This is a genomic window from Cupriavidus sp. SK-4 (assembly GCF_000611125.1).
GTDB lineage: Bacteria > Pseudomonadota > Gammaproteobacteria > Burkholderiales > Burkholderiaceae > Cupriavidus > Cupriavidus necator.
Genome location: NZ_JFJW01000002.1, coordinates 34,976 through 56,302, shown reverse-complemented (window position 1 = coordinate 56,302; position 21,327 = coordinate 34,976). Strand labels below are relative to the sequence as shown.

Genomic DNA, 21,327 nt, shown 5'->3' with positions numbered 1-21,327 from the left:
GTAATGTTTCGACCGCAGCAGGATAGCATCCGCCGGCCGCCACAAACCGCTTCCGTTATGGAAGCCCTCACCCGGCCCGCGCAACCGCCCGCGCGAGCCGTGCGACGCCCTCCCCGATCTGCGCCAGGTTCGTGCTCGCGAACGACAGCCGGAATGCGGCGCGCTGGCGCTGCTCCACATAGAATCCGGCACCCGGGACGAACAGCACCTTTTCCGCGATCGCGTGCGGCAGCAGTGCGGCAGCATCGTCGATGCCATCCAGCGCGGCCCAAAGGAACATCCCTCCCGCCGGCGATGCGAAGCGGATGCGGTCGCCAAAGGCCTGGCTCAGCGCCGCCGCCAGCTGGTCGCGCTTGTCACGATAGGCCGCGACTTCGCGCGCGACCTGTGCCGGCAGCCGGCCCGCTTCCAGGTACTGCGCCGCGGCCAGCTGGATCCATGGCGGCGTGCACAGGTCGGATACCTGCTTGGCAATCACCGCGCGGCGCACGATCTCGGGCGCGGCGACCATCCAGCCGATCCGCAGGCCGGGGGCCAGCGTCTTCGACAGGCTGGCCAGGTGCACCAGCCACGGCCGCGCCTCGGGGACCGACGCGCACAGCGCCAGCAGCGAAGGCGGCGGTACGCCATCGAAGCTCAGCGCCCCGTAGGGATCGTCCTCGACCAGCACCACGCGGTGCCGCGCCACCAGCTTCAGCAGCTGCAGCCGGCGTGCGGGCGACAGCGTGGCGCCGGTGGGGTTGGCGAAGGTCGGCACCGTATAGATCAGCCGGGGGCGCAACGACGGGTCGGCCAGCATGGCTTCGAGTGCAGCCACGTCCATGCCGTCGTGATCAGACGGCACGCCGCGTATGTCGGCGCCGGCCAGCCGCAAGGCCTGCAGCGTCGCGGAATAGGTCGGCTCCTCGACCAGCACCACGCTGCCGGGCTCGACCAGCGCGCGCACGAGGAAATCGAAGCCCTGCTGCGAGCCGCTGGTCACGAGCAGTTCGTCCTGGGCCACGGGCGCGCCGCGCCCGGCCATCAACGACGCCAGCGCCTGGCGCAGCGCCGGCGCGCCTTCGGTGGCGCCGTACTGCAGGCATTCGGCGGGCCGCTCGCGCAGCACCGTCGCCGAGGCCGCGCCAATGCCTTCGACATCGAACAGCGCGGCGGACGGGTAGCCCCCGGCGAACGAGATCATCCCGGGGTCGGACAGGTACTTGAACAGTTCCCGGATCGGAGAGCCTGCCGGGTTGCGCAGCGCGGGGACAAAGGGATAAGCGGCGTCGGAAGTCATGAGCGGATGCAGAACGTGCTGGACATGGGCGTGCTTCAGTCCACCGAAGCACCGGACAGGCGAACGATCTCGCCCCACTTCTGGCGGTCCTTCTTCAACACGTCGGCAAATGCCTCCGGCGAACTGGGCGCCGGTTCCGCGCCCAGTTCGCGCATTTTCGCCTGCACGCCTGGCTCGTTGAGCACGCGCGTCAGGTCCTGGCTGATCTTCTGCGCCACCGCGGTGGGCACCCCACGCGGCGCAAGCAGGCCGAACCATGGGCTGGCATCAAAGCCGGGGACGGGGCCCGCGGCGGCGACCGTCGGCACGTTTGGAAGCGCCGACGAACGCGCCGGCGTGGTCACGGCCAGCGGCTTGAGCTTGCCCGAGCGGATAAACGGCAGCGACGCCGGCAGGTTGTCAAACATCACGTCGACGCTGCCGCCCATCAGGTCGGCGATGGCCGGGCTGCTGCCCTTGTAGGCGACGTGGCTCATCTCCGTGCCGGTCATGCGCTGGAACAGCTCGCCCGCGAGGTGCGTGGACGTGCCGTTTCCGGCCGACGCCATGTTGACGCGCTTGGGATTGGCTTTCAGGTAGGCGATGAACTCGGGCAGCGTCTGCACGCGCGCGCGTTCCGCAAACGCCGGCGACAGCACCACCACGTTGGGTACGCGCGCCACCATCGCGACCGGCGCGAAGTCGGCGTCGGCATCATAGGGCAGCTTCTTGTACAAGGCCGGGTTGATGCCGAACTCGCCCACCGAGCCCATCAGCAGGGTGTAGCCGTCCGCCGTGGACTTGGCGGCCGTGCCGGTGCCGACGATGCCGCCCGCGCCGGGGCGGTTGTCGACCACCACCGACTGCTTCCATTGCGTCGCCAGTTGCTCGCCGATCAGCCGGGCCACCATGTCGGTGGTTCCGCCCGGCGGGTACGGCACGATGATGCGTACCGGCTTGGCCGGGAACTCGAGCGTGCCGGCGATGCCGGGCATGGTCGCGCCGAATGCAAGGGTGCCGGCGGCGAGCGCGCTGAACAAGTGTTTCATGCAGTCTCCTGTCTACCTGATGGTTGTCGTTATGAGGTTGTCGTGATGACGATGCCGGGAGGAGGCGGCAACGCAAGGAGCGAATGATTTCTCATCAACTCCAAGCTTTCAAGCGAGATTTCCGTATAGGATGATGACCTAAAATCATCAACTCAGCCCTTCCCCGATGCGGCAACGACTCCCCAGCCTGTCCAGCCTGCGCGCCTTCGAGGCCGCCGCGCTGCACCTGAACCTGCGCCGCGCGGCGGCGGACCTGTTTATCACCGAGAGCGCGGTGTCGCGCCAGATTGCGTCGCTGGAAGCGTTGCTGGGCGTGCAGCTGTTCCACCGCGCCAACCAGCGCATCACGCTGACGGCGGCCGGCACGCTCTACAGCGGACAGGTGCGGGAGTTGCTGCGCAAGCTGCAGCGCGACACGCTCGACCTGATGGCGCACGAGGGCGCGGGCGGCACCGTCGAGCTGGCCTGCGTGCCCACGCTGGCGGTCGAGTGGCTGATTCCGCGGCTGCCGGCCTTCTATGCGCGCCATCCGGGGATCGTGGTCAATATCAGCGCGCAGTCAGACATCTTCCTGTTCGACGGCACGCCCTACGACGCAGCGATTCACTTTGGCGAGGCGGTCTATCCCGGCGCGCGTGCCGACCGGATGTTCGACGAAGAATCGGTGGCGGTCTGCCATCCGGACTTCTTCGAAGGCAGAAAGCGGATCAGCCCGCATGACATCGCCCGGTCGCCGCTGCTGCACCTCGCCACACGCATTCTCGGCTGGAAGCAATGGATGGAAGCGGCCGGCATCGACGACGTCAACGCCATGCGCGGTGCCCGCTTCGACCACCACTCCATGGTCATCGCCGCCGCACGCAACGGGCTGGGTGTTGGTCTGGTGCCGCGCTTCCTAGTGGGGGAATACCTGGCAAACCACCAGCTGGTCATGCCCGTCGCCCATTCGCAGCGCTCCACGAGCGCGTATCACCTGGTCTCGCCGGATACGCGGCCGATGAGTGAGGCGATGCAGCGGCTACGCGAGTGGCTGCTGGAAGCCGCGGGCGAGTTTGCGACAAGGCAGTCTGCGCCTGCGGACGATGCGGGCAAGTAGCAAGCCGACGCACGCCGCAACTCACACCACCATTTCCAGACCCGGCGTCGGCCGGCGTTCCAGCAATGCGGCCAGCCTGCGCAGCGCAGCCGATAACTGCGCGCGGTCCTCCACGCCACCGAGCGAGATACGGATAGCATTCGGCGCGTCGGGTCCCTCCCAGAAGGCGTCGGACGGCGTCACGCGCAGGTCCTCCGCCAGCGCGGCCCGGGTGAGCTGCTGCGCCGACCAGTGCTCGGGCAAGCGATGCCATGCGTGGATGGCGCTGGGCGGGAGCTGGCCGATCCCGCTCAGCCATCGGCTTGCCAGCGCGCATCTGGCCAACGCTTCGGTCCTGATGCCGTCGAGCAGCTGCATGGCCGAGCCATCGTGGATCCATTGGGTCGCCAGGGCGGCGGTCATCGGTGCCGCCATCAGGGCAAAGGCCCGCAGCGATGCCAGCAGATCGTCGCCGCGCCTGCCCTCCGGCAGCATGACATACGCGGTACGCAGGCCCGGGCTGAGCGTCTTGGACAGGGTCGAGACATAGTACGTGCGCTCGGGAGCGAAGCTGGACAGCGGCGGCGGCGCCGACGGCGTCAGCAGCCAGTAGGGATCATCCTCCAGCAAGGTGACATCACAGTGCGCCGCGGCCCTGGCAATAGCCTCCCTGCGTGAGGCCGGCATGGTGTGCGTAGTGGGATTCAGGGCTGTCGGATTGAGGTAGGCCAGCGTTGCACCGTCGGCGCGGGCCGCTTCGAGGGCGTCGGGGAGCATCCCGTCGGCATCGACCTGCGCGATGATCACGCGCCGCCCGAGCTGTGCCGCGGCCGCGCGAATGCCGGGGTAGGCCAGCGGCTCGCTCACGATCGCATCGCCCGGCCGGGTTCGGGCCAGAATCACGGCGGACAGCGCAGCCTGCGCGCCCGGGCACACCACCAGCCGTGCAGTGGCGACCTGGCCGAATATCTGTGCGAGCCAGAGGGTGCCGGCCGACCGGTCGGCAGCACTGCCGCCGCCGAGCTGGTAGGTCATCAGCAGGTGCGGGTCGCTGTGCAGCAGCACCTGCGACAGGCCGCGCCGCAACAGGTCCTGGAAATCCAGCCCCGCCGGTGGCGGCGGCACGTTCATGCTCATGTCGATCACCCGCGCCAGCTCCGCCCGCGGCGCGGCAATGAAAGTGCCGAGGGCCCCGCGGGCATCGATCAGATGGCGCCGCTTGGCCTCGTTGTAGGCACGCGTCACGGTAGTCAGGTCCACGCGGAGGGTCCTGGCCAGGCTGCGCTGTGGCGGCACGCGGTCGCCGGCTACCAGCCGGCCTTCGCCGATCGCCCGCTCGATAAAGTCCACGATCTGCAAGTAGCGCGCACCACCACCGATTGTGATCTCAAGATCCCATTTAGCACTGACATCGCTTCCTTGCATGGATTTCGTCCTGTAGATTTCTTCGATGTATGGGTTTTGTCTTGCATTAGCATGCCAGACATCACCGAGGGAATCCATACAAACCACGCCCGCGCGGGGCTGAGCCAGCACTTGAATCGGAGCGCGTGGCCGGGAGCCTTCGGTGATCCGTAACCAAGGTGTCCGAAATGCTCAAACCTATTGCCGGGCCGGCAGACAAGAATCGACAAGGCCCGCTCCCCCGCCCATCCCCCGGCCCGCAGCGCCGCCTTCCCACACTGTTGCTGAGCGCCTGCCTGAGCGCGCTGCTGAGCGGCTGCAACCTGGAACTGCTCAATCCCAAGGGCAGCATCGGGGAACAGGAAAAGTCACTGATCCTGATCTCCCTGTTCGTCATGCTGATGGTCGTCATCCCCGTGATCGTCCTGACCCTGTGGTTCGCGTGGCGCTACCGTGAAACCAATACGAGCGCCACCTATGCCCCCAAATGGGCGCACTCCACCAGGATCGAGGTCGTGGTCTGGGGCATCCCCTGTGTCATCGTGGCCTGCCTGGCCGTGCTGATCTGGGACTCGACGCACAAGCTCGATCCCTATCGGCCGCTGGAATCGCAGGTCAAGCCGATCCAGGTCGATGTGATCGCGCTGAACTGGAAATGGCTGTTCATTTATCCGGAATACGGCGTCGCATCGCTGAACCAGCTTGCGATCCCGGTCGGCACGCCGGTCAATTTCCGGCTGACCGCGGAATCGATGATGAACTCGTTCTTCATCCCGCAGCTCGGCAGCATGGTCTACGCCATGGCGGGCATGCAGACGCGCCTGCACCTGATCGCCGACACGCCGGGCGTCTATCTCGGGCAGTCCGCCGCCTACAGCGGCCCGGGTTTCTCGGACATGCATTTCAAGACCCTGGCCACCTCGCGCGAGGAGTTCGATGCCTGGATCCAGGCTGCCCGCGCTTCGTCCCAGGCGCTCGACCTCAAGACCTACCGCACGCTTGAACTGCCCAGCAGCAAGGACCCCGTGACGCTGTACGCCGCCGTCGCGCCGAAGCTGTTCGACCAGGTCGTCGACAAATACATGCTGGCAAACGGCCAGATCTGCCGCGCGGACACCCCGGAATCTCTGCAGGCCTTCCAGCGCGTCCCGTCGGCGCCCGCTGGCCGCATGGAGCAATAAGAATGCTTGGAAAACTCAACCTGGACGCCATCCCTCTCCATGAGCCGATCATCATGGGGACGCTGGCCGTCGTGATCGTGCTGGGCATCGCACTGATGGGCGCCATCACGTACTACGGCAAATGGAAATACCTGTGGAACGATTGGATCTGCTCCGTCGACCACAAGAAGGTCGGCGTGATGTACATCATCCTGGCGCTGGTGATGCTGCTGCGCGGCTTTGCCGACGCCATCATGATGCGCGCCCAGCAGGCGATCGCCTATGGCGATGCCGCGGGCTACCTGCCGCCGCACCATTACGACCAGATCTTCACGGCGCACGGCGTGATCATGATCTTCTTCGTCGCCACGCCGCTGGTGCTCGGCCTGATGAACGTGATCGTGCCGCTGCAGATCGGCGCGCGCGACGTCGCCTTCCCGTTCGTCAATTCGCTGAGCTTCTGGATGTCGGCGATGGGCGCGGTGCTGGTGATGATGTCGATGTTCGTCGGCGACTTCGCGGCGACCGGCTGGGTCGCCTACCCGCCGCTGTCCGAGCTCGGCTACAGCCCCACGCCAGGGGTTGACTACTACATCTGGTCACTGCAGATATCCGGGCTTGGCACCACGCTGACGGGCATCAACTTCATCGTCACGATCCTGCGCATGCGCGCGCCGGGCCTGAACCTGATGAAGATGCCGGTCTTCACCTGGACCGCGCTGATCACCAACATCCTAATCGTGGCGATCTTCCCGGTACTGACCGCCACGCTCGCCCTGCTCACCGCCGACCGCTACCTCGGCATGCATTTCTTCACCAATGAGCTGGGCGGCAACGCCATGATGTACGTGAATCTGATCTGGATCTGGGGCCACCCGGAGGTCTACGTGCTGATCCTGCCGGCGTTCGGCGCTTTCTCCGAGATCATCGCCACGTTCTCGCGCAAGCCCCTGTTCGGCTACAAGTCGATGGTGTACGCCACCTCCTCGATCGGCGTCCTGTCGTTCTTCGTCTGGCTGCACCACTTCTTCACCATGGGCTCGGGCGCGAACGTCAATGCCTTCTTCGGCATCATGACCTCGATCATCTCGATCCCGACCGGCGTGAAGCTGTTCAACTGGCTGTTCACCATGTACCGGGGCCGGATCCGCTTCCATACCTCGACCATGTGGACCATCGGCTTTATGGTGACGTTCGCGGTCGGCGGCATGACCGGCGTGCTGCTCGCCATCCCCGGGGCGGACTTCGTGCTGCACAACAGCCTGTTCCTGGTTGCGCATTTCCATAACGTGATCATCGGCGGCGTGCTCTTCGGCTGCCTGGCCGCAATCACTTTCTGGTTCCCGAAGGTGTTCGGCTTCAAGCTGAACGAGTTCTGGGGCAAGGTGTCGTTCTGGTGCTGGCTGACCGGCTTCTTCCTGGCCTTCATGCCGCTCTACGTGCTCGGCTTCAAGGGCATGACCCGCCGGATGAACCACTATGCCAACGTCGACTGGCACCCCTACCTGGTGGTGGCGCTGGTGGGTGCCTTCGTCATCGGCGCCGGCATCCTGGCGATGATCGTGCAGTTCGCGGTCAGTATCCGCGACCGCAAGCAGAACCAGGACCTGACCGGCGACCCGTGGGATGGCCGCAGCCTGGAATGGTCGACCGCCTCGCCCGCGCCGTTCTACAACTTCGCCCACGTGCCGCATATCACCTCGCTGGAACAGCACTGGGACGACAAGGAAGCCGGCCGCGCGTGGCGCCAGCCCGCGCGCTACGAGGACATCCACATGCCTCGCAACACCTCGGCAGGCTTCATCGTATCGGCGTTCGGTCTGCTGTGCTGCTTCGCGCTGGTCTGGCACATGTGGCTGGTGGCCGCCGTCGGCCTGGTCGGCGCCATCGCCACCTTCATCGTGCGCAGCTATGACCGAGACGTCGACTATTACGTGCCGGCCGCCGAAGTCGAGCGGATCGAGCGCGCGCGCTTTGCACAACTGCAGGAAGCTGCCTGACCATGACTCCGACTCTCTCCCCTACCCTGCACCATCCCGGGCACGAGGCGGCCCACGACGCGGCGCACCACCATCACGAAGCCGGCGCGCACACGCCGCTGGGGTTCTGGCTCTACCTGATGAGCGATTGCCTGATCTTCGCGGTGCTGTTCGCCACCTTCGGCGTGCTGTCCGGAAACANCGGAACCCCCGCCGGCGGCCCCGGCGGGCGGCAACTGTTCGAGCTGCCGTTCGTGTTCGCCGAAACCATGGTGCTGCTGCTGAGCAGCTATACCTTCGGCCTGGCCATGCTCCGACAGGGCGCCGACGACGCGCCGCGGATGATCCGCTGGCTGGCGGTGACCTTCGCGCTCGGCGCACTGTTCATCGCGATGGAGGTCTACGAGTTCGCGCACCTGCTGCACCAGGGCGCGGGTCCCGGTGTCAGCGCCTACCTGTCGGCCTTCTTCACCCTGGTCGGCACGCACGGGCTGCATGTCACGTCGGGCCTGCTGTGGCTTGCGGTGATGATCCACCAGATCAGGCATTTCGGGCTGGACGATATCGTGCGCCGGCGCCTGGCCTGCCTGAGCCTGTTCTGGCACTTCCTGGACCTGGTCTGGATCTGCGTCTTCACCTTCGTCTACCTGCGGGAGTTCGCATGAAATCGTCCCATCTTCATTCCGTCCATGCGGACGAACCATCCGTGCACGGCAGCGTGCGCAGCTACACCATCGGACTGCTGCTGTCGGTCGCGCTGACGATGGCGTCGTTTGCGGCCGTGATGACCGGATCCCTGCAGACGCAAATCGCGATCGCGCTGGTCGTCGGCCTTTGCGTCGCGCAACTGCTGGTGCAGCTGGTGTACTTCCTGCACCTGGGCACCGGTCCCGGCCAGCGCGGCAACACCGCCATCTTTGCCTGTACCGGCTTCCTGATCGTCATCGTCGTGGCCGGCTCGTTGTGGGTGATGCACAACGCCGATATCAACATGATGCCGACCGACATGTCCATCGAACGGGCACGGGCAAAAGATTAGTCCACCGAATCACTGAAATTGGTCGGTGCCTGCCATCTCAATGATTCAGTGAACCAGCGCTCGCGCGCAAGGAGGCTTTCCACCATGTATGTCTATGACGCCATTGACCAGAAGCTCGTCGACGAACGCGTCGTGCAGTTCGCCGACCAGACCCGCCGCTTCCTGAGCGGCCAGCTCACCGAGGATGAGTTCCGCGTGCTGCGGCTGCAGAACGGCCTCTATATCCAGCGCCATGCGCCCATGCTGCGCGTGGCGATTCCCTACGGCATGCTGGCCTCGCGGCAGTTGCGCAAGCTCGCGGAGATCGCGCGCCGCTGGGATCGCGGCTACGGGCATTTCAGCACGCGGCAGAACCTGCAGTTCAACTGGCCGCGGCTCGAGGATGCGCCTGCCATTCTCGCGGAGCTGGCCACGGTGCAGATGCACGCGATCCAGACCAGCGGCAACTGCATCCGCAATACCACCACCGACCACTTTGCCGGCATTGCGCCCGACGAACTGGTGAACCCGCTGGTGTGGTGCGAGATCGTCAGGCAATGGTCGATGCTGCATCCCGAGTTCGCCTTCCTGCCGCGCAAGTTCAAGATTGCCATCAGTGGCGCGCAGACGGACCGGGCCGCGGTCGGCGTCCATGACATCGGGCTGCAGGCGGTTGAACAGGACGGCCAGGCCGGCTTCAAGGTCTGGGTCGGCGGCGGCATGGGCCGCACGCCGATGGTGGGCAAGCTGATCAACCCCTTCGTCCCCTGGCAGGACCTGCTGACCTACCTGCAGGCCACGCTGCGCGTCTACAACCTGCACGGCCGCCGCGACAACAAGTACAAGGCGCGCATCAAGATCCTGGTGAAGGACCTGACCCCGGAAGTGTTCCGTGCGCAGGTGGACGAGCAGTGGCAACGCATCCGCGGGGGCCCGGACACCGTGTCCGAAGGCTTTGTCGCGTCCATTGCCGAGCGCTTCACGATCCCGCCGTATGAGCCCGCTGCCGCCGACGAGCCGGACGAGTCAGCCGAACTGGCCAAGATCGACCGCGCCTTCCGCCTCTGGCTGAAGAGCAATGTGCATCGGCACCGGGTGCCTGGCTACGCGGCCGTCACCGCATCGCTGAAAGCCGCGGGCCAGGCGCCCGGCGACATCACTGCCGAGCAGATGGAAATCATGGCCGACCTGGCCGAGCGCCACGGCTTCGGCGAGCTGCGCGTGTCGCATGAGCAGAACCTGATCCTTGCCGATGTCCGCCGCAGCGGCCTGCACGCCTTGTGGCAGGCGCTGGACGCCGCCGGGCTGGCCACGCCGAACGTGGGCCTGATCACCAACATCATCGCCTGCCCCGGGGGCGACTTCTGCTCGCTGGCCAATGCGGTCTCGATCCCTCTTGCGCAGGCCATCCAGGAGCGCTTCGACGACCTCGACCATGTGCACGACATCGGCGAGCTGGACCTGAACATTTCCGGCTGCATCAACTCCTGCGGCCACCACCATATCGGCCACATCGGCATCCTCGGCGTCGACAAGGCCGGCGAAGCCTGGTACCAGATCACCATCGGCGGCCGGCAGAACGGCGGCGACGGCCAGCGCCGCCCGGATGGCGTGGCGACCAGCGGCGCAGCCATCGGCCGCATCATCGGGCCGTCCTTTGCCCAGGAGCAGGTTCCGGATGTGGTGGAGCGGCTGATCGAGACCTATTTGCTGCATCGGGACAGCGAAGCCGAACGCTTTGTCGACGTGGTTGGCCGTATCGGCATCGAACCATTCCAGCGCGCGGTGTACCCGGACCCGGACAGCGGCGCGCGGCGAACTCGCCAGGAGGTGGTGAATGCCTGACCACGACCATGCCGCCGGGCAGGACCGGCACAACGTTATCCGTGACGGACAACTGGTCGCGGATAACTGGCTGGCTCACATCGGGGATGCGCAAGACGCCGACAACACCTGCCCGCCCGACGAGCCCGGCTACCTGGTGACACTGGAGAACTGGACCGCCCACCGCCAGCGGTATCGGCTGCGACAGTATCCGCTCGCGGTCTACCTGTCGCCGGACGCGGAGCCTCAGACCCTGCTGGAACCCGGTGCCACGGCCGTTGACCCGACCGGCATCGCGATGATTGCCATCGATTTCCCGGTCTACACGGATGGTCGTGGCTATTCGATCGCACAGCTGCTCCGGCACCAGCTAGGCTGGACCGGAGAGCTGCGCGCCGTGGGTGACGTGATGATCGATACCGTGCACTACCTGGCGCGTTGCGGTTTCAACAGCTTTGCGCTCAAGCCCGGACACGACCCGGCAGCGGCATTGCGCGCGCTGGCCACGTTCTCGTCGTCGTACCAGCGCAGCTATGGCCCCGCAAGCCGATAGCAAGCGCTGCCCGGCGCCGATACGAAAGATGCCCGTCCAGCCCTGCGCAAAGCCCGACAGCTTGTGGTCCGCTATCGCCGAACTTTCGGGCGAGCAGCTGCATACGATTATCGATATCGCGCAGCTCTCACCGAAAGCGACGACGGATATGGCTTCGTTCAGGGCGCGCCTTCTCGGTGTCTTCGGAAACGTCGCCGGTTTTGAAATCAAACCGCCTTCGGCATCCATGCTGCAAGAGCTCTGGGAAAGGTATCGCTCCACACTCTCCTCGTTCTAGCTGCGCGGATCGTTCGAAAGATCGGCCCGGCCTGGAGCGATGCCGCGCGCTCAAAAGTTGGCTTCGATGGCCATCCTGGCGCCCTCTGGCACCTCGTTCGGTATGACGCGGTGCGCAAGTATCGCGTAGCTCCGGGCAGCCGCCACTGCGGTGGGATTCACCAGCCGCTTCGGGCCGCCCAGCCACGCGAAATGATCTCTCCCGTCGTCGCTACGGAACCAGGCAAAGTCGCCGATGGCGTCAAGGCCGCGCTTCACCATCTTCAGCAGCGCCAGGGCTTCCTCGGAAACCCCCAAGTGCCGCCGTGTGTCATGAATGACCGTGGCCAGGTTGCGGAGCTTGTTGGTCGAGGTGGCCTCGCCGTTCGCCTGGTCGGGTAACAGTTCGACTACCAGAATCCCCCTGTGCGCGGTGATGCGTGCGTGCTGCATAGATCCTCCCAACGGTGGCTGTCGCCTTGCGACCCTACGCATTGACCAAGCAAGTTCTTGGCCAGACCATGTGAAAAGTGCAGCTTACCGCCCGTTTATGACATTACGCACCGGCATTGGGCTACGCGAGCGGCAGTTGAGCGCGGACGCCGGTGCGGGGCTAATGGTCCGGTGTTGGTACCGGCCCGGCACTTCCCGCGGACTGTTGGACCGCAGGCGACTCACGAGGCCCAATCGCACCTGCACAACCCGCCACTCCCATGGCAAGGCGCTGCCCTATCCTTGCTATTGGAGGCTCAGCGCGGCAATCCAGCCGACGGGCACAGGAATAGGCTGTTGGTCAATCCAGGCGGGAGGGCGGCATGCGCGCGTTGGTCTTCTGCTCTGTGCAGTTCCTGTTGGCGGTGACGTGGACCCTCTACGTGGCCTTCCTGCCGCAGCTGGCCGCACAGGCCGGCATTGCGCGCGGGCACGTCGCCTTGATCCTGCTGATGGACCAGTTGATCTTTGTCGCCATGGACTTCACGGTGGGCGTCGCGGCCGACCGTGTCGCCAACGCAATGCGCAGGCTGGGAGGCTGGATGCTGGGGCTGTCGGTCATCTCCGCCCTCGCATTCGTGCTGCTGCCCAGGGTAACTTCACCGGCGCTGCTGCTGGGCCTGACCGCGCTCTGGGCGGCCACCTCTTCGGCGTTGCGCGCGCCGCCCATGGTGATCATTGCCCGGCGATTGCCTGCGACCGCGTCGTCGTTCCTGGTGGGATGCTCGCTGCTCGGCGTCGGCCTTGCCGGAGCCGTGGCGCCGCTGCTGACCGCCCGGCTGCGCGATGCGTCGCCCATGCTGCCGTTCCTGGCCGCCAGCGCGGGCCTGGTGGTAGCCGTGGCAGCGCTGCGATGGATGGAATCCGGCCCGGCGCGCAACGATGCCGACGCCGTGCCCGCGCCGGCGGCCGGCGTTGCGCTCAAGCGCATCTGGCTGCTGTTTGCCGCGGTCTGGGTGCTTGCGCTCGGCTCCCAGATCCACACCACCGTCAACTCCGCGCCGGCCTACCTGCGCTATGTCACGGCTGCCGAGCTCGAGCACGTGACGCCGGTGTTCTGGATTGGCTTCGCGCTGGGCGCGCTGCTGCCCGCGACGTCGTTGCTGCGGCACTATCCGCCCTATACGCTGCTGTTGACCGCTGCGGCCCTTGGCGCGCTGTCGTTGTTCGGCTTCACCGTTGCGGGATCGCTCCAGGCCATCCTCGCCGTGCAGTGTCTTGCCGGCGGCCTGTGGGGAATCATGTTCGCGGCGACGGCCAATGCAGCGCTCGACGCCGGTCACGTCGGCCGCGAAGGGATGTACACCGGGCTCGTATTTGCCGCCCTGGCGGTTGCGGCGTTCATGCGCATTGCCCTGGTGTCATCGGGCGCCAGCAAGACCGCCATGCTGGCAAGCCTGCTGCCATGGCTGCCGGCCGTGGCCTGGAGTGCCGGTGCCTTGCTGCTGGCGGCTTTCCTGTCAGGAAACCTGACCTACCTGATGGCGCGCAGACAGGTGCTGCGCCAGCAGGTCGATTCCGGTTAGCGGGGCCTTCCCTTTCCTGGTCCGCTGATTACCTACCTGGAGAATTCGAGATGAAGATCGCTAGCGCAGTTTCCGCTCCGGTGGCCGGGGCGTTGATATGCCTGTGCATCAGCACCGCACACGCCGTCGGCATGCAGGTGTCGTCGACTTCGTACGCCGAGGGAGCCACGATCGCCACGCAGTATGCGCACGATGGCATTGGCGGCGACCAGAAGCCCTGCGGCGGCAAGGGCGTGTCGCCGCAGGTCTCATGGTCGAAGCTTCCCGCGGGCGCGAAGTCCGTCGCCATCCTGATGTATGACATGGACGGCGGCGCCGGTCTCGGGGTCTCGCATTGGGTCGCCTACAACATTGCCGCGAATCGCGGCCAGTTAAAGGAAGGCGAAGGCAAGGCGGACGGGCCCGGCATCACGGTCGGCAAGAACGTGCGTGGCGAGGCGGCGTACCGCGGTCCGTGCGCGCCAACCGGCGAGACGCCCCACCATTACGTCATCACGGTCATCGCGACGGATCTGGAGCCGAACCTGCCTGCGGGCATGACGCGCGAGGAACTGATGGCTGCGCTCAAGGGGCATGCCCTGGAGGCACAGAGCTTTGTCGGACGGTTTGGGCGCTGAAGGGCCGTTGATCGCAAGGCTGCGCCTAATCGGAAAACAAGCCGACGAACTGCTCGCGCAGCCACTGATTCGCCGGATCGCGATGATACCGGGCATGCCAGAACAGGTTGATCTGGATTTCCGGCAAGGCGAACGGATGCTTGACGTACCTGAGCCCGAAGTACTTGGCGCATCGCTCCGCAAACGTCCAGGTCACCGTGGCTACCAGGTCGGTGGTGGCAATGATGTCCGCCAGTGCGACGAAATGGGGGACACGCAGCCGGGTCTTCCGCTGCACGCCGTGCTGGGCGAGGATCTCGTCGACCCGGGCATGCCCCGTCCCCGCCGCCGTGACCACGATGTGCTCCGCCGCCTCGAAGTCGCGCATGCTGACCGTCTTCTTGTCCATGGCATGGCCGGGCCGGAACAGGCAGACGTATCGCTGGCGGAATAGCCGCCTTTGAAAGAACGCAGTGCCGAGTTCAGGAAGATGGCCAACCGCCAGGTCGATCTTTCCCTGGCTCATCTCCGCCGCCAGGTCCACTGCCGTATTGCGCACTGTCGTTACCGTGACGCCCGGGGCGCGGTCGCCAAGCGCGCCCATCAACGGCGGGATGAAGTGCACCTCCCCGATATCCGTCATGGCGATCCGGAATGCGCGCGCGCTGCGCAGCGGATCGAACGACACCTTGTGGCTGAGCGCCGCCTGCAGCGACTCCAGCGCATAGGCAACCGGTTCCGCCAGTTCCTCTGCAAGGGGTGTCGGCAGCATGCCCTTGCTGCTTCGCACGAACAGCGGGTCACCGAACAAGGTGCGCAGGCGGGCCAGCGCATTGCTGACCGCGGGCTGGCTGAGATTCAGGGTCTTCGCGGCGCCGGACACGGTGCCTTGCCGCAGCAGGTTATCGAACACGACCAGCAGGTTCAGATCGACGTCCTTGAGTTCCATGGTGCCGTCTCTTATTGATTTGGTGAATATTAACTATAGCCAGGATTCTATTGGTTAATTTTCCTCCGTGCACCATGATCCTTCCCAGACGAAGAGACATAGCCGGAGACAAGCATGGCAACCAACCCCCTGCAAGCCGGCCCGGTGTGGGCCGACGACAGCATCAGCCGCATCCCGTTCCGCGTGTATACGGATGCACAGCTATACCAGCGTGAACTCGAACGCTGCTTCTACCGCGGTCATTGGAACTACGTCGGGCTCGAGGCGGAAATCCCGAATCCCGGTGACTTCAAGCGCACCACGCTTGGCGAGCGTTCCGTGATCCTGGTGCGCGACCAGGACGGCGAGATCAACGTCGTCGAAAACGTGTGCGCCCATCGCGGCATGAAGTTCTGCCGGGAGCGCAGCGGCAACCGGAAGGATTTCCATTGCCCCTATCACCAGTGGAACTATGACCTGAAGGGCAACCTGCAAGGCGTGCCGCTGCGCCGCGGGGTCAAGCAGGACGGCAAGGTCAACGGCGGCATGCCCGCCGACTTCCGGCCGCAGGAGCACGGGCTCACGCAACTGAAGGTCGCGACGCGTGGTGGGGTCGTGTTCGCCTCGTTCGACCATGAGGTTCCCGGACTCGAGGAATACCTCGGGCCGGACATCCTCGGCTACTTCGACCGGCTCTTCAATGGCCGCAAGCTGAAGGTCCTCGGCTACAACAAGCAGCGCATTCCGGGCAACTGGAAGCTCATGCAGGAGAACATCAAGGACCCCTACCATCCCGGCCTGCTGCACACCTGGTTTGTCACGTTCGGCCTCTGGCGCGCCGACAACAAGTCACGCCTGGTGATGGATCCGCAATTCCGGCATGCCGCGATGGTGTCGACCCGCGGCCAGGGCGGCAAGAGCGACGTGACCTCCGGTGTGTCCAGCTTCAAGGACCAGATGGCGCTGCACGACGACCGGATTCTAGACATCGTCCACGAACCGTGGTGGGGAGAGCCGACCGCCGTGATGATGACGGTGTTCCCGAGCGTGATCTTCCAGCAGCAGGTCAACTCGGTGTCCACGCGCCATATCCAGCCCCATGGGCCGGATTCCTTCGATTTCGTCTGGACGCATTTCGGCTTCGAGGACGACACCGAGGAGATGACGCGGCGCCGCCTGCGCCAGGCCAATCTTTTCGGCCCCGCCGGCTTCGTGTCTGCCGACGACGGCGAGGCCATCGAATGCTCGCAGGAAGGCTTCTCCCAGAAGCCCTGGCATCGCGTGATCGCCGAACTGGGCGGCAAGACCGCTGAGAACACGGACCACATGGTGACCGAGACCCTGATCCGCGGCATGTACGCCTATTGGCGCAAGGTGATGGAGGTCTGACGCCGTGAACTTCACTGACTACTACGCCCTGCTCTCCCTGTTCGCCGACTACACCAGCGCCGTGGACAACGGCGACTGGGACCGCTGGCCGGAATTCTTCACCGAAGACTGCCTCTACCGGGTCCAGCCCCGCGAGAACCACGAGCGTGGCTTGCCGCTGGCAACGCTCTCGCTCGAAAGCAAGGGGATGCTCAAGGACCGCATCTACGGTATTCGCGAGACCCTGTTCCACGACCCCTATTACCAGCGCCACATCGTCGGCGCGCCGCTGATCAGGGAGGCCGACGGCGACAGGATCGTGGCCGAAACCAACTACGCGGTGCTGCGCACCAAGCCGGACCAGATGACCGATGTCTACAACGTAGGCCGCTACCTCGACACCATCGTCCGGACGCCGGCGGGCCTGCGCTTCGCCTCGCGCATCTGCGTATTCGATAGCGAGATGATCCCCAACTCGCTGATCTACCCCATCTAGCAGGAGTGATTCATGACCGAAACCTGGATCGAGGCAGCGCTGCTGTCCGACGTCCCGCAGGACGATGTCATCGCCGTGGCCGTGCAAGGCCAGGAGATCGCCTTGTACGGCGTGGACGGCGACGTCTATGCCACCGACAACATCTGCACCCATGGCCATGCGCGCCTGTGTGAAGGCTTCCTGGAGGGACATGAGATCGAGTGTCCGCTCCACCAGGGCAGGTTCGACATCCGCAACGGCGCTGCGAAGTGCGCCCCGCTGACCGAGAACATTCGTACCTACCCGGTGCGGATCGACGGCGACAAGGTGTACCTCGACCTCCGCTGAGAGGCCGCGTCACCAACCAGAGGAGACAGGCATGGATACCGAGCGCTCAGACACCGCGACTGCCCTATCGCCAACCGCCACCATCGCCATCATCGGCGCCGGACAGGCTGGCGGCTGGGCCGCCCAGACGCTGCGCAACGAGGGCTTCACCGGCCGGCTCGTGCTGATCGGCGACGAGGCCCATCCACCGCATGAGCGGCCGCCCCTGTCCAAGGCCGTGCTGGCCGGCGAGGCCGCGCCCGCCAGCACGTGGCTGCTCAAGCCCGACGCGTTCGCAGCGCTTGGGCTGGAGTGGTGGCTGGACACGCGAGTCACCCGCATAGACCGGGCCGCGAAGCGCCTGGAGATAGCCGATGGAGAGATGCTGTCTTACGACAGGCTGATCCTGTGCACCGGCGGCAGGGCCCGCGCGCTCAACCTTCCGGGCGTCGACACGGCTGCCGTGCATACATTGCGCACGATTGGCGATGCCCTGGCGCTGGCGCCGGCGTTGCGGCCCGAGCGCAGCATCGTGGTGATCGGCGGTGGCTGGATCGGCCTCGAGGTCGCGGCCACGGCGCGCCGCAAAGGTGCCGACGTGACCGTGCTCGAAGCCCAGAGCCGGCTGTGCGAGCGCACCGTGCCGCCGGAAGTCTCGGAACACCTGCTCGGGCTGCATGCCTCGCATGGCACCCGTGTCATGCTCGGCGCCAACATCACAGGCATCGCCCCCTGTACCGGCGGCCGGTCCGTCGTGACGCTGGCCGATGGCAGCACGCTGGCTTGCCACGCCATCGTTGCGGGTGTCGGTCTCGTGCCGAACGACGAGCTTGCCCGGGAAGCCGGGTTGGAGTGCGACGGCGGCGTGGTCGTCGACGCAAGTTGCCGCACGTCCGACCCCGACATCTTCGCCGCGGGCGACGTCGCGGTCACGCCCAACCCTTGGGCCGGCCGACGCCTGCGGCTGGAATCCTGGCAGAACGCCCAGGAACAGGGCATTGCCGCCGCGCGCGCGGCGCTCGGCCTTGCGGTCGACTATCAGCCGCTGCCGTGGTTCTGGTCAGACCAGTACGGCATGAACCTGCAGATCCATGGCATCCCCCTTCCCTCGCACCGCGTGGTCGCACGCGGCACGCCCGGCGCGGACAGCTTCGTGCTGTTCTACCTCGACGGCGATGTGGTCAAGGCCGCGCTAGGGTCCAACGCCGCGCGCGACCTGCGCTTCGCGCGCCGCCACATCGAGCAGTGCAAGCCGGTCGATGCCAGCCGCCTGGCCGACCCGAACGTGCCGATGTCCAGGCAGTAAGCCCAACCATAAGAACAGACCGACCGGAGACAAGCCCCCATGCAGCAAATCGACATCCACAAGCTGGCCGACAACGCCCGCTTCAACCGCTTCCATGCGCTCGTGCTGTTCTGGTGCGCACTCATCATCATCTTCGATGGCTATGACCTCGCGGTCGTGGGTATCGCGCTGCCTTCGATCATGAAGGACCTCGGCGTCGCCCCGACGCAGGCGGGGCTTATGGTCAGTTCCGCGCTGTTCGGCATGGTATTTGGCGCGATCTTCCTCGGCACCATGGCAGACCGGATCGGCCGCCGCTGGACCATCGCGATCTGCGTCGCCCTGTTCAGCGTCTTCACTGCCGCGGCCGGCCTGGTCAAGGACCCGCTGCTGTTCAGCATGGCCCGCTTCCTGGCCGGGCTTGGCATCGGCGGCGTGATGCCGAATGTGGTCGCGCAAATGACCGAGTACGCGCCGAAGAAGATCCGGGCGACCCTGGTCACCGTGATGTTCAGCGGCTATGCCGTCGGCGGGATCCTGGCGGCGCTGCTCGGCAAGAGCCTGATCGAGGCCTACGGCTGGCAGTCGGTCTTCCTGGCGGCCGGCCTGCCCGTGCTCCTCATTCCTGTCATCCTCAGGTCGCTCCCCGAATCGATGCCGTTCCTGCTGGCCAGGGGCGACCACGAAGCGTTGCGGCGCATCGTCTCCAGGCTGGCGCCAGAGCAACGGTGGTCGGCCACCGACTGCTTCGCAGTGCCGGCGCAGGACAAGGCCGCCAGCGCGCCGATCCGGCACCTGTTCCACGAGGGCCGTGGCTTCAGCACCATCATGTTCTGGATCGCGTTCTTCATGTGCCTGTTCATGGTGTATGCGCTCAGTTCATGGCTGACCAGGCTGATGGCGGGCGCCGGCTACAGCCTGGGTTCCGCGCTGACCTTCGTGCTGGTCCTCAATCTCGGCGCGATGATCGGCGCCGTGGGTGGCGGCTGGCTCGCCGACCGATACCACATCAAGTACGTGCTCGCCGCCATGTACGCGCTGGCCGCGGTCTCGATCACGCTGCTCGGCTTCAGGATGCCGACCGGGCTGCTGTTCGTCGTGGTGGGCCTGGCCGGTGCGTCGACGATCGGCACGCAGATCGTCGCCAATGCCTACACCGGGCAGTTCTACCCGACCGCGATCCGTTCCACCGGTCTTGGATGGGCCCTGGGCATCGGCCGCAGCGGGGCCATCCTCGCGCCTATCGTCATCGGGGTACTCGTCGCCATGGAACTCCCGCTGCAGCAGAACTTCATCGCGATCGCCATTCCGGCCGTGATTGGCATGGGCGCGGTCCTGCTGATCGATCACAGGCGGTCGGCATCGGTCCGCTACGGCGAAATGAGCGGGCTGCCGGCGTCGCCGGTCGGGCTGTCCATCGCGGACCGGAACTGATTCCCCAGGCCGGCGCGGCCCGGCGGGCTAACGCTCCGGGGGCAGACACCGGGCACGGCTAGAATGTAGTCATGGGAACCACGTCGGGATCACTTCCAGGCCCCGACCCCGGTTCAGTCAGAATCGAAGAGGTTGTCGCGATGAAGGCAAGAGCCTCGATCATTGCATTCGTATTGGTGACCCTGGCCACCCCGATGGCGCATGCGGGCGTGGCCGAGGACGCGCGCGGGTTCAAGCACGGCGTCAAGTCGGCTGGCAAGCAGGCCGGGCATGCGGTGCGCGACGGCGCGCATGCCATTGGCCGCGGCGCGAAGGCGGCCGGCCATGCGATTGCCGATACCACCAAACAGGGCTATCGCGCGACCAAGAAGGCCGTGAAGGGTCACGAGTAAGGACTTGTCCTGCGGAGCCGGATCCCTGCCGCGCTCCCTTACTCCCTTATACCCTCAAGCCGACTGGGATGGCATCCGCGGCACGAAGCAGCTGCGCTCGATCTCGCCACCCCGGGCCACCAGGGTGGTCGCCTCGGGAATCTCCTCCCATACCCCCTGCACCTCGATCAGCGGCTCGGACAGTACCAGGAAGGCATTGTCGCCGGCGGCGATGATGCGCGGATCGTCCGGGTAAAGCGCGCGCAATTGCCGGAACGAGGTGCTGTGGAACAGCGAGCGCGAGGCCGCCTCGCTCGAATAGCGCACCGCCACGATCTGCTGGCCGTCGGTCACGCAAACGGTCATGTTGAGCGGAAACTGCACGTCGTAGCGGTGGCCAACGTCCTCGATCAGGCCGGCCATCTGTTCCAGCGCGCCGCCCGGGTCGCGCTCCAGGCCGAAACTCAGGGCCAGGAAGAACATCACCTCGGAATCGGTCGATCCCTCGATCCAGCGGAACAGGTGCGGCGCCACAGCCATCATCAGGTCGCGCCGCAACAGCGGGTATTCGCGGATCAGGCCGTTGTGAACGAACAGCCAGCGGCCGAAGCGGAACGGATGGCAGTTGGTCTCCTGCGTCGGGGTGCCGGTGGCCGCGCGCACGTGGGCAACGAAAAGTGGCGCCCTCACCGCCCGCGCGGTCTCGCGCAGGTTGGTGTCGCTCCAGGCCGGATGCAGGCAGCGGTAGCGGAACGGCACCTCGGAGTGACGTCCGTACCACCCGACGCCGAATCCGTCCCCATTGGTCGTGGTATGACCCAGCCGCGAATTCAGGCTCTGGTCGATCAGCGAGTGTTCCGGCTGGAACAGCACCGTTTCCAGCGCAACGGACTTGCCCGAGTAAGCCAGCCAGCGGCACATGATGCTCCTCCTTGACTGGTGCGGCCCGG

General features: G+C 65.8%; 22 protein-coding genes. 16 read left to right on the top strand and 6 right to left on the bottom strand.

The window, feature by feature from the left end; all coding sequences use genetic code 11:
- Window positions 1–67: 67 nt before the first annotated feature.
- Entirely contained in the window at window positions 68–1,279 is a 1,212-nt protein-coding gene (locus tag CF68_RS00265; protein WP_035815046.1) for a PLP-dependent aminotransferase family protein, read from the bottom strand.
- Window positions 1,280–1,314: 35 nt separating this feature from the next.
- Window positions 1,315–2,307: a tripartite tricarboxylate transporter substrate binding protein gene (locus tag CF68_RS00260; protein WP_035815044.1), complete on the bottom strand. Its 993-nt coding sequence runs from the start codon at window positions 2,305–2,307 to the stop codon at window positions 1,315–1,317.
- Between the two features lie 166 nt (window positions 2,308–2,473).
- Between CF68_RS00260 and CF68_RS00255 the strand changes: the two genes are divergently transcribed.
- Complete coding sequence (locus CF68_RS00255; protein WP_035815043.1) at window positions 2,474–3,403, top strand: LysR substrate-binding domain-containing protein; 930 nt, start codon at window positions 2,474–2,476, stop codon at window positions 3,401–3,403.
- Between the two features lie 21 nt (window positions 3,404–3,424).
- Here the strand turns inward: CF68_RS00255 and CF68_RS00250 are convergent, their stop codons facing one another.
- Window positions 3,425–4,807, bottom strand: a complete 1,383-nt coding sequence (locus CF68_RS00250; protein WP_035815039.1) for a PLP-dependent aminotransferase family protein — start codon at window positions 4,805–4,807, stop codon at window positions 3,425–3,427.
- A 167-nt stretch (window positions 4,808–4,974) separates the two neighbouring features.
- Here CF68_RS00250 and cyoA point away from each other — a divergent pair, with 167 nt between their 5' ends.
- The 7 genes from cyoA (at window position 4,975) to CF68_RS00215 (ending at window position 11,597) form a co-directional block, all read left to right on the top strand.
- Window positions 4,975–5,967, top strand: coding sequence for a ubiquinol oxidase subunit II (gene cyoA / locus CF68_RS00245; protein WP_035815037.1), 993 nt, complete (start codon window positions 4,975–4,977; stop codon window positions 5,965–5,967).
- Between the two features lie 2 nt (window positions 5,968–5,969).
- Window positions 5,970–7,946 (top strand): cytochrome o ubiquinol oxidase subunit I, encoded by a 1,977-nt coding sequence (gene cyoB, locus CF68_RS00240; RefSeq protein ID WP_035815036.1) that lies wholly within the window; start codon window positions 5,970–5,972, stop codon window positions 7,944–7,946.
- Window positions 7,947–7,948: 2 nt separating this feature from the next.
- On the top strand, window positions 7,949–8,590 hold the full coding sequence (gene cyoC / locus CF68_RS00235; RefSeq protein ID WP_035815032.1) for a cytochrome o ubiquinol oxidase subunit III: 642 nt from the start codon (window positions 7,949–7,951) through the stop codon (window positions 8,588–8,590).
- The gene (gene cyoD, locus CF68_RS00230) at window positions 8,587–8,964 is read left to right on the top strand and encodes a cytochrome o ubiquinol oxidase subunit IV (RefSeq protein ID WP_035815031.1); all 378 of its coding nucleotides are present in this window, start codon (window positions 8,587–8,589) and stop codon (window positions 8,962–8,964) included. The genes cyoC and cyoD overlap by 4 nt, the downstream gene beginning before the upstream one ends.
- An 84-nt stretch (window positions 8,965–9,048) precedes the next feature.
- Window positions 9,049–10,788 (top strand): nitrite/sulfite reductase, encoded by a 1,740-nt coding sequence (locus tag CF68_RS00225; RefSeq protein WP_035815029.1) that lies wholly within the window; start codon window positions 9,049–9,051, stop codon window positions 10,786–10,788.
- Window positions 10,781–11,320 (top strand): DUF934 domain-containing protein, encoded by a 540-nt coding sequence (locus tag CF68_RS00220; protein ID WP_035815026.1) that lies wholly within the window; start codon window positions 10,781–10,783, stop codon window positions 11,318–11,320. Before CF68_RS00225 ends, CF68_RS00220 begins: the two co-directional genes overlap by 8 nt.
- A 28-nt stretch (window positions 11,321–11,348) precedes the next feature.
- Window positions 11,349–11,597, top strand: coding sequence for a hypothetical protein (locus tag CF68_RS00215; protein WP_035815023.1), 249 nt, complete (start codon window positions 11,349–11,351; stop codon window positions 11,595–11,597).
- A 50-nt stretch (window positions 11,598–11,647) separates the two neighbouring features.
- Here CF68_RS00215 and CF68_RS00210 read toward each other — a convergent pair whose 3' ends face one another.
- Window positions 11,648–12,028 carry a hypothetical protein gene (locus CF68_RS00210; RefSeq protein ID WP_035815021.1) on the bottom strand — a complete coding sequence of 127 codons (381 nt, stop codon included), beginning with the start codon at window positions 12,026–12,028 and terminating at the stop codon, window positions 11,648–11,650.
- 362 nt (window positions 12,029–12,390) lie between these two features.
- Between CF68_RS00210 and CF68_RS00205 the strand changes: the two genes are divergently transcribed.
- Both CF68_RS00205 and CF68_RS00200 read left to right on the top strand, forming a co-directional pair.
- Window positions 12,391–13,593: an MFS transporter gene (locus CF68_RS00205; RefSeq protein ID WP_035815019.1), complete on the top strand. Its 1,203-nt coding sequence runs from the start codon at window positions 12,391–12,393 to the stop codon at window positions 13,591–13,593.
- A 50-nt stretch (window positions 13,594–13,643) separates the two neighbouring features.
- Window positions 13,644–14,210: a YbhB/YbcL family Raf kinase inhibitor-like protein gene (locus tag CF68_RS00200; protein WP_035815017.1), complete on the top strand. Its 567-nt coding sequence runs from the start codon at window positions 13,644–13,646 to the stop codon at window positions 14,208–14,210.
- A 25-nt stretch (window positions 14,211–14,235) separates the two neighbouring features.
- On the opposite strand, the gene CF68_RS00195 is transcribed toward CF68_RS00200, so the two are convergent.
- Entirely contained in the window at window positions 14,236–15,138 is a 903-nt protein-coding gene (locus tag CF68_RS00195) for a LysR family transcriptional regulator (RefSeq protein WP_035815015.1), read from the bottom strand.
- Window positions 15,139–15,252: 114 nt separating this feature from the next.
- On the opposite strand from CF68_RS00195, the gene CF68_RS00190 reads away from it, so the two are divergent.
- The 6 genes from CF68_RS00190 to CF68_RS00165 all read left to right on the top strand — a co-directional run bounded on the left by CF68_RS00190 (window position 15,253) and on the right by CF68_RS00165 (window position 20,398).
- Entirely contained in the window at window positions 15,253–16,506 is a 1,254-nt protein-coding gene (locus CF68_RS00190; protein ID WP_035815014.1) for an aromatic ring-hydroxylating dioxygenase subunit alpha, read from the top strand.
- Between the two features lie 4 nt (window positions 16,507–16,510).
- Complete coding sequence (locus CF68_RS00185; RefSeq protein ID WP_035815013.1) at window positions 16,511–16,981, top strand: aromatic-ring-hydroxylating dioxygenase subunit beta; 471 nt, start codon at window positions 16,511–16,513, stop codon at window positions 16,979–16,981.
- 12 nt (window positions 16,982–16,993) lie between these two features.
- Window positions 16,994–17,308, top strand: coding sequence for a non-heme iron oxygenase ferredoxin subunit (locus CF68_RS00180; protein ID WP_035815012.1), 315 nt, complete (start codon window positions 16,994–16,996; stop codon window positions 17,306–17,308).
- Between the two features lie 31 nt (window positions 17,309–17,339).
- Window positions 17,340–18,593, top strand: coding sequence for an NAD(P)/FAD-dependent oxidoreductase (locus tag CF68_RS00175; protein WP_035815010.1), 1,254 nt, complete (start codon window positions 17,340–17,342; stop codon window positions 18,591–18,593).
- Between the two features lie 39 nt (window positions 18,594–18,632).
- On the top strand, window positions 18,633–20,006 hold the full coding sequence (locus CF68_RS00170; RefSeq protein ID WP_035815008.1) for an MFS transporter: 1,374 nt from the start codon (window positions 18,633–18,635) through the stop codon (window positions 20,004–20,006).
- Between the two features lie 140 nt (window positions 20,007–20,146).
- The gene (locus tag CF68_RS00165; RefSeq protein ID WP_035815006.1) at window positions 20,147–20,398 is read left to right on the top strand and encodes a hypothetical protein; all 252 of its coding nucleotides are present in this window, start codon (window positions 20,147–20,149) and stop codon (window positions 20,396–20,398) included.
- A 54-nt stretch (window positions 20,399–20,452) separates the two neighbouring features.
- Here the strand turns inward: CF68_RS00165 and CF68_RS00160 are convergent, their stop codons facing one another.
- Window positions 20,453–21,298, bottom strand: a complete 846-nt coding sequence (locus tag CF68_RS00160) for a class II glutamine amidotransferase (RefSeq protein WP_035815004.1) — start codon at window positions 21,296–21,298, stop codon at window positions 20,453–20,455.
- Window positions 21,299–21,327 lie beyond the last annotated feature (29 nt).

What these genes read in the sequence shown, in the direction of transcription:
- CF68_RS00265 (WP_035815046.1), bottom strand. Translation starts at nt 1,279, where the DNA reads ATGACTTCCGACGCCGCTTATCCCTTTGTCCCCGCGCTGCGCAACCCG.
- CF68_RS00260 (WP_035815044.1), bottom strand. Translation starts at nt 2,307, where the DNA reads ATGAAACACTTGTTCAGCGCGCTCGCCGCCGGCACCCTTGCATTCGGC.
- CF68_RS00255 (WP_035815043.1), top strand. Translation starts at nt 2,474, where the DNA reads ATGCGGCAACGACTCCCCAGCCTGTCCAGCCTGCGCGCCTTCGAGGCC.
- CF68_RS00250 (WP_035815039.1), bottom strand. Translation starts at nt 4,807, where the DNA reads ATGCAAGGAAGCGATGTCAGTGCTAAATGGGATCTTGAGATCACAATC.
- cyoA (WP_035815037.1), top strand. Translation starts at nt 4,975, where the DNA reads ATGCTCAAACCTATTGCCGGGCCGGCAGACAAGAATCGACAAGGCCCG.
- cyoB (WP_035815036.1), top strand. Translation starts at nt 5,970, where the DNA reads ATGCTTGGAAAACTCAACCTGGACGCCATCCCTCTCCATGAGCCGATC.
- cyoD (WP_035815031.1), top strand. Translation starts at nt 8,587, where the DNA reads ATGAAATCGTCCCATCTTCATTCCGTCCATGCGGACGAACCATCCGTG.
- CF68_RS00225 (WP_035815029.1), top strand. Translation starts at nt 9,049, where the DNA reads ATGTATGTCTATGACGCCATTGACCAGAAGCTCGTCGACGAACGCGTC.
- CF68_RS00220 (WP_035815026.1), top strand. Translation starts at nt 10,781, where the DNA reads ATGCCTGACCACGACCATGCCGCCGGGCAGGACCGGCACAACGTTATC.
- CF68_RS00215 (WP_035815023.1), top strand. Translation starts at nt 11,349, where the DNA reads ATGCCCGTCCAGCCCTGCGCAAAGCCCGACAGCTTGTGGTCCGCTATC.
- CF68_RS00210 (WP_035815021.1), bottom strand. Translation starts at nt 12,028, where the DNA reads ATGCAGCACGCACGCATCACCGCGCACAGGGGGATTCTGGTAGTCGAA.
- CF68_RS00205 (WP_035815019.1), top strand. Translation starts at nt 12,391, where the DNA reads ATGCGCGCGTTGGTCTTCTGCTCTGTGCAGTTCCTGTTGGCGGTGACG.
- CF68_RS00200 (WP_035815017.1), top strand. Translation starts at nt 13,644, where the DNA reads ATGAAGATCGCTAGCGCAGTTTCCGCTCCGGTGGCCGGGGCGTTGATA.
- CF68_RS00195 (WP_035815015.1), bottom strand. Translation starts at nt 15,138, where the DNA reads ATGGAACTCAAGGACGTCGATCTGAACCTGCTGGTCGTGTTCGATAAC.
- CF68_RS00190 (WP_035815014.1), top strand. Translation starts at nt 15,253, where the DNA reads ATGGCAACCAACCCCCTGCAAGCCGGCCCGGTGTGGGCCGACGACAGC.
- CF68_RS00180 (WP_035815012.1), top strand. Translation starts at nt 16,994, where the DNA reads ATGACCGAAACCTGGATCGAGGCAGCGCTGCTGTCCGACGTCCCGCAG.
- CF68_RS00175 (WP_035815010.1), top strand. Translation starts at nt 17,340, where the DNA reads ATGGATACCGAGCGCTCAGACACCGCGACTGCCCTATCGCCAACCGCC.
- CF68_RS00170 (WP_035815008.1), top strand. Translation starts at nt 18,633, where the DNA reads ATGCAGCAAATCGACATCCACAAGCTGGCCGACAACGCCCGCTTCAAC.
- CF68_RS00165 (WP_035815006.1), top strand. Translation starts at nt 20,147, where the DNA reads ATGAAGGCAAGAGCCTCGATCATTGCATTCGTATTGGTGACCCTGGCC.
- CF68_RS00160 (WP_035815004.1), bottom strand. Translation starts at nt 21,298, where the DNA reads ATGTGCCGCTGGCTGGCTTACTCGGGCAAGTCCGTTGCGCTGGAAACG.